The following is a 6,886-nucleotide window of genomic DNA, read 5'->3' as shown; positions in this document are numbered from 1 at the left end:
AATGCAATAAACCATGAATTCAATAAAAAAGGAAATGGCGAGACATCACCATTTCACTCATCTATTTATTCCCCTCAATGAATTATGCAGATTTTTCGGTTTTGTCCCGAGCTCTTCCCATTTTATTGAGGCAAAAACTCTGTTGTAAACATCTCGTTTGCACCAAACTTCTCATCAAGCAAATCCAGCTCGTAAAGCTGATCGATTAATGTGGACCAGCGTTCTTCGGTCATGTAACCAACACCATTTTCCGCTGCATCTCCACCGTAAATAAATTCCTCTTGTGTTTGCTGTTCAAATTGCAATGCCTCTAATGATATGTCTTCTGTTGCATTATGGACAATCTCTGTGATTTCATCTGGAGACTCTTTATAATAATCCCATCCTTCCACATATGCTGAAACCATCTGCTGTACCGTTTCTTTATTTTCTTCTAAGTATTCTTTTGTTACAAATAGAACAATATTATATGGATCGTAACCCGCATCAGAGATAAGTTTTGTCTCTGTTTCAATTCCTTCTTCACCTAAGAAATAAGGCTCAGACGTAACAAATGATTGGCTGATTGATTCAGGCTCACTCATGAAATTCGTATGCTGACCAGAATAACTTAACTCTTGTACTTCCTCTAAATTATACTGGTTATTCAAATATTGCCAGTAAACAATCCCAGGTTCAATATATGCTTTGCGGCCATTCATCTCCTCAAATTCCTCTATTCCATGACCTTCATGGAACATTAGGGCTTGCGGGCTCCCCTGCATAGTTGCAGCAACTGCGACAACTTCTATCCCTTCATTTCTCGCCATCACCAGCTGATCACCGTGAGCTAATCCAAATTCAGAACTACCGGAAGCGACCATTTGAATGGAGGATACTTGCGGTCCACCAGGCTCGATCGTAACATCTAAACCATTTTCTTCAAAAAATCCTTTTTCCTTTGCTGCATAAACCCCGCCATGTTGCGCTTTTGCAAACCAATTTAATACGATTTTAACCGATTCTGATGATCCTTCTCCTTCCGTTTCCTCTAAATCCGTTGTATCGCTTGCTCCTTCTGCGCTACATGCTGCCAATACTAATATTGCGAAAACACCAAGAATGAAGATTTGAATTTTAGAAAACATGCTTTTTTTACTCATCTGACGTATCCCCTTTTTTATTTTATTTGTCCGCCTTTATTGCTGAATCATGCCAAGAGTTCAACATATAATTGGAGAACATGCTTACTAACAAATAAAACGCAATTCCTAAAATGGCTGCAGCTATTCCACAAGCAAACAGATAAGAAGTTTTAACTTGCATTGCTGCAACAGTGATAGAGTAGCCAAGTCCGCCTTTACCGCCGCCGATACCAGCGATATATTCACCAACAATGGCACCAACAATTGACAATGTGCAGGAGATCTTTAAGCCTGTCATCATATAAGGCAGGGCAGAAGGTATGCGGAGTTTCCACATTTTTTGCCATTTTGTTGCATTATACAAAGTAAATAATTCATCTTTATTTTTATCTACAGAATTCAAACCCATTAATGTATTCGAAATGACTGGAAAGAAACCAATCAAGAAAGAAATGACAACAATCGAGTTATATCCAGCACCAAACCAGATAACAACAATTGGTGCAACTGCTACTACCGGTATGGTTTGCAGCACAATCGCATAGGGATAGATACTTCTTTCTAACACTTTTGAACTTGCAAGCAGGATAGATACACCAATACCAACCACTGCACTAACGAAAAATCCTAGAACAGATTCGACAACTGTAATTTGAACCGCCGGCCATAATAAACTCCAATCTTCTATCGCAGCAGCAACTACATCAGTCGGTTTTGGCAAAATATAATGTTCTAAACCTAGTAAGACAGGAACAGACTGCCATAATGCAAGAAACACAACAAATGCGATAATTGGGCCTAGATAAAATTGGCGGAATTTTTGCCATATTTTACTTTCCTGCTTTTTTGCTTTTGAATCTATTAATAACTTTTGCCTGCTGTTTATTTCCGATGTTGGTATAGACAATTTAGATCAACTCCCTTTTTATGGAACTACCTTCAAGTAATAAGGATGCATCTTCAACATATTGTGAAAAACTCGGATCTGTCCGAAGTTCTAGCTTTCGAGGAAATGGTAAATCTACTTCCATTTCAGATGATAATCTGCCAGGACGTGCGGACATTACGGCAATTCTAGTTGAAAGAAATACAGCTTCAAATACGTTGTGTGTGACAAACAATATAGTCATCTCTTCTTTTTGCCAAATATCCAGTAATTCCATCTGCAATGTTTGTCTGGTAATCTCATCTAATGCTGCAAATGGTTCATCCATTAACAATATTTTAGGTTTGGCCGCTAATGCGCGGGCAATAGACACCCTCATTTTCATCCCGCCTGATAATTGTCGCGGATAATAATCGAGGTAATCTTTTAAACCAACCATTTCAAGCACCCTGATCGCTTCTTTTTTTTGTTCTTTTTTGTTCCCGCCTCTTAATTCTAAAGGCAGAAGCACATTATCTAAAATTGTTCGCCATGGTAATAGATTTGCATCTTGGAAAACAAATGCAATATCATTCGTTTGTTTGATCACTTTTTTCGGAGACTTATCAAAAATTTTAACCGTACCGTTTGATGGTCGTTCAAGACCTGCAGCTAGACGTAAGGCGGTAGATTTCCCACACCCGGACGGACCAAGGAAACTAACAAACTCCCCTTTTTTAATACTGAGATCGAATTCCATTAATGCTACTGTTTCACTGTTAAACACTTTACTAACTCGTTGATAACTAACAACCTCCATTGAAGATGCCGCCATACGTTTCTCCTCCTTTTTCCTGTCACAAAACGTTATGTTAGTTAATGTGACATTTCAAGTTAACTTTAAACATATCCTATAAGATTGCAGGAGGTTTGTCATTAGACATGTCAACTAAAGAAGTATCATAGAATTGTGAGAAATAGCTAAATGTTCGCGAGTTTGTTTTTATTGTCACAACATTCTGTCTCGAGCACTCCTGACAGCGCGAAGAATCCCACCATAACCCGTGCAGCGGCAGAGATTGCCTGATAGTGCTGTTTTTATTTCATTATCATCAGGATGTGCATTTTCTTCTAGTAATGCTTTAGTTGCCAGCACCATTCCAGGTGTACAATAGCCGCATTGAAATCCACCTTCCTCCAGAAATGCCTGTTGAATCGGATGAAGCAATCCATCTTGCTCAATCCCTTCGATTGTAATAACCTGCGAACCTTCTGCTTGATAAGCCATAACCATACAAGCATTCACCAGCTTATTATCTAGCAATACCGAGCAGGCACCACAGCGGCCAATCCCGCAGGAAATTTTTGTTCCCGTTAAATGAAGGTGATTTCTTAGTATGTCAACTAATCGAGTAGTTGGATTTACTTCCTCTTCAATTGCTTGACAATTGATCGTTATCATGATTTTTTTCATAGCAATTGGCGGGTTTAAAAGCGTTTTTTTGCTGTCAGCCATTGGTGCTCCTCCTTTCTGCTTATCGCAGTTAACAGTTCTTCCGAGGAGACAGGCAGTTTTGTCGGCCAATAACCAATCGCATCATGGATCGCTTTTGCTATCGCCGGTGCAACAGCAACCGTTCCAATTTCACCTACTCCTCTTGGTCCATAAGGGTCACCCGCTTCTAGTTTTTCAATTGCCGTAACGTTCATAGAAGGGATATCCTGCATTCCAGGAATCAAGTAACTATCTAAGTTTTCTGTACGATAAAAGCCTTGGTCCATTACCGCTTCTTCCATAAGGGTATATCCGAGCGACATCACGCCGCCTCCTTCGATTTGTCCTGTGTAGCCCCTCAAGCTGACAACAGGCCCTGCAGCAATTACCTGATCCAAATTGATCACTCGCAATTTCCCTGTTAATAAGTCAATTTCCACTTGGGCGAAAACAGAAGAGAAAGTATATAGAAAATGGCCACCATCGACCTCATCCGGTGTTGTAGGAAAATCAAAACTTGTTGTAACATGGATCGGCGGCAAATTTTGCATCTGTCTTGCAAGCTGTGCATAGCTTACCAACATTCCGTCTGATTTGTCTTTGCTATAGATTCCACCAATCCCTAATACCATTTGTTCGAAAGGTATTTTCAAGACTTTTCCAGCCGATTGTAACAATTGTTGCTTAAATGGCCGCTTCATTTTGTTAACTGCATGCCACACCATACTCGTTCCTCTTGATGCAGTGGTAGATCCAGATGAGGGCACTTTTGCTGTATCGCCGATTAATACATTGATATCTTTCACATCACACCCAAGTTCTTCAGTCAAAATCGTCTCAATAACATGGAGAATTCCTTGACCCGCTTCCTCAAAACCAAAGGCGATCTCAATTTTCCCTGTTTCCGTGAAAGTAAGACTTCCACCAGCAGGATCAAGCCTTCCATAACCTAACCCACCACCATGCATGGAAATCGCTATTCCTATCCCACTCACCTTCTGTGCATTTTTAGTTTTATTACTATCAATTTCCAGCTGCTTATTGAAGGAATGTGCATTAATTTTTTCTAAAACATCTGACGCCCCACTTGTTGGTGCAATTCGATGCCCCATTGGTCCCAGACTACTCGTCTTTCTAAGATTCTTCCTCCTTAATTCGATCGGATCAATCGCCAGTTTTTCTGCCAGTCTATCAATCTGTCCTTCAAGCGCAAATGTTACTTGATTACCTCCAAAACCTCTAAATTCCCCCGATACACCATTATTGGTAAAAATAGATACACCATCTACCGCAACATGCTCCATCTGATATGGGCCGACAGCATGTTCCACAGCAAAATCCAGAATCGCTGGCCCCAGAGTGGCATAAGCGCCAGTGTCTGCAATAATATTTACTTGATGTGCAATAATTGAACCTTCATCGTAATTTTCATTGGATGACGCTTAATCCCGGAAATGACTGATTCTTTCCTTGTTTGATGGATTTTAACCGGCACTCCTGTTTTTAAAGCCAGCAGTGTAGCATATGGCTGGATATTAAGCTCATCCTTCCCGCCAAATGACCCGCCCATCGGACTTGATACGATCCGTATTTTATCTTCAGGCATATTTAGTATCCGGGACAATTGAAACCGATCTTTATAGCCGTGCTGTGTACCGATATAAACGGTAAGGCTGCCATCATTTTCAGGAACAACCACTCCACCTTCTGTTTCCATATATGTGTGCATTTGTCGCGGGAGATGATAGGTCTCTTCCACAATAAATGTGCATTTTTCAAAACCCTTTCCCACGTCTCCATGCTTATACCCTGTTTGATGTAAGACATTTCCTTCCTCATGTAATCTCAGTGCCCCATCTTCCAGTGATTTTTCCGGAGCATCCAATACAGGTAATGGTTTGTACTCCACATCAATTAATTTAATTGCCTCTTCAGCTATTTCAAACGAAGTAGCTGCAACGGCCGCAACGGCATCTCCTACGTATCTCACTCTATCTTCACACAATACCGGCTGATCTGGTGTAACAATTCCAAAGCGATTAAGCCCAGGAACATCTTTATGAGTGATGACAGCTTTAACACCAGGTAGTTTTTCCGCCCTTACCGTTGAAATCGAATGAATTTCAGCATGAGGATATTCACTTCTTAAAACCTTGGCATAAAGCATATTCGGAAATGTTAAATCGGTTAAATATTTTAATGAACCTGTCACTTTTCCTCTTCCGTCAGGTCTAATTCTTTCTTTACTTTTACTCATTCTCCCCCTCCATTCCTAAATAAGTTTTTCCATTTCGGACACTAACAGATTTGCAGCAACCTTTTTCTTATATGATGTGGATGCAAACGGATCTGATGCTGGCTGAAATTCCGCTAATACTAATTCATACAACACTTCTAATCTAATATCTTCCATCCTTTTACCTTGCAGATATTCTTCACATTCTATTAAACGGTTAGGCAGACTTGCACCACCACCTAAAGCAAGCCGGATATGCTCTAATTCCAGGTCTTCATTCCAATAACCAAAACCAGCGGCTGTTACAAGAGATGGAATAAATGCCTCTCTACGGCCAACTTTGTGATACCAATTGAATGCTTTTGTAGCTTGAGATGACTCCGGTAGAATCACCATTGTAATTAATGCATTCTTACTAGCATCTTTTTTTAAAAAAGACGACAACTCGCCCGTTTGTTGTCCATTCGCATTGACCCAGGTTACTTTGGCATCCAGCACTAGTAACGCTGGGATTAGATCACCGATACCATAAGCAATATTACCGCCAATCGTTGCTCTGTTTCGTATCGCAGGCGATGCAACTTGCAGTGCCGATTCTGATAATAAGCACCAGTTATCTTTTATCAGCTGATTGGAATGGCAGTCAGCCAATGAGACTAGTGATCCTATTTCCAATTGGACTTGATCACCTTCCTCAACCATTTGCAAGCTGGCTAATTCTGGCAGATGGTCAAGTCGTATTATATGCTCAGGCTGGATAACCCCTTGCTCTTTTTTCAGCTGGATCAGTGTCCCTCCCGCGATATACATTGCTTCATCTGCCAATTGGAGTTTTTTCCTTATTGCCTCTTCTAGATTATCCGGTTCCCATAAGATCATTGCCTCTTTCTGATTTAACACATAAGTTTCTGTGCCCATAAATAATCATCCTTTGTATCAATATCATAAAAACTAAGCCAATCATCGAATCGTTTTACATATCCTTTATTTTTGAATTGTTTTATAAGCGATCGAGCTCCTTTATCTCCTGTTACTTTTAACAATTCCGGAAACAGAATTGATGAAAAAATAATTGGCGGCAGGATTGTTTCTTGATATGCCGCAGCAACAAAACAAATTTCTTCCTTTTTATAAACAGATGCTTGATATTCAGTGATAAGATCATT

Annotated in this window: 5 protein-coding genes and 2 pseudogenes; all 7 read right to left on the bottom strand. The window is 40.2% G+C overall.

Annotation, left to right across the window (positions count from 1 at the left end):
* Positions 1-122: 122 nt before the first annotated feature.
* A complete protein-coding gene (locus F9U64_RS05830) occupies positions 123-1,142 on the bottom strand; it encodes an ABC transporter substrate-binding protein (protein ID WP_228275597.1) in 1,020 nt (339 codons plus the stop codon).
* A gap of 22 nt (positions 1,143-1,164) precedes the next feature.
* Positions 1,165-1,986, bottom strand: a complete 822-nt coding sequence (locus F9U64_RS05825) for an ABC transporter permease (RefSeq protein WP_407647296.1) — start codon at positions 1,984-1,986, stop codon at positions 1,165-1,167.
* A 46-nt stretch (positions 1,987-2,032) separates the two neighbouring features.
* Complete coding sequence (locus tag F9U64_RS05820; RefSeq protein ID WP_153402073.1) at positions 2,033-2,824, bottom strand: ABC transporter ATP-binding protein; 792 nt, start codon at positions 2,822-2,824, stop codon at positions 2,033-2,035.
* A gap of 174 nt (positions 2,825-2,998) precedes the next feature.
* Positions 2,999-3,505, bottom strand: coding sequence for a (2Fe-2S)-binding protein (locus tag F9U64_RS05815; protein ID WP_153402072.1), 507 nt, complete (start codon positions 3,503-3,505; stop codon positions 2,999-3,001).
* A pseudogene (gene pucD, locus F9U64_RS05810) lies at positions 3,478-5,741 on the bottom strand (xanthine dehydrogenase subunit D). Before pucD ends, F9U64_RS05815 begins: the two are co-directional and overlap by 28 nt.
* 15 nt (positions 5,742-5,756) lie before the next feature.
* Positions 5,757-6,638, bottom strand: coding sequence for an FAD binding domain-containing protein (locus F9U64_RS05805; RefSeq protein WP_153402071.1), 882 nt, complete (start codon positions 6,636-6,638; stop codon positions 5,757-5,759).
* Positions 6,614-6,886: pseudogene (locus tag F9U64_RS22605) on the bottom strand (hypothetical protein); the annotation flags it as partial. The pseudogene F9U64_RS22605 and the gene F9U64_RS05805, both read right to left, overlap by 25 nt.

Origin of the sequence: Gracilibacillus oryzae (genome assembly GCF_009498735.1) — a bacterium.
In the GTDB taxonomy this organism is placed as follows: domain Bacteria; phylum Bacillota; class Bacilli; order Bacillales; family Amphibacillaceae; genus Gracilibacillus; species Gracilibacillus oryzae.
This window is presented reverse-complemented; position numbering and strand designations above follow the sequence as displayed.

Coding starts and splice junctions, on each gene's coding strand:
- F9U64_RS05830 (WP_228275597.1), bottom strand. CDS start 1,142: ATGAGTAAAAAAAGCATGTTTTCTAAAATTCAAATCTTCATTCTTGGT.
- F9U64_RS05805 (WP_153402071.1), bottom strand. CDS start 6,638: ATGGGCACAGAAACTTATGTGTTAAATCAGAAAGAGGCAATGATCTTA.
- F9U64_RS05820 (WP_153402073.1), bottom strand. CDS start 2,824: ATGGCGGCATCTTCAATGGAGGTTGTTAGTTATCAACGAGTTAGTAAA.
- F9U64_RS05815 (WP_153402072.1), bottom strand. CDS start 3,505: ATGGCTGACAGCAAAAAAACGCTTTTAAACCCGCCAATTGCTATGAAA.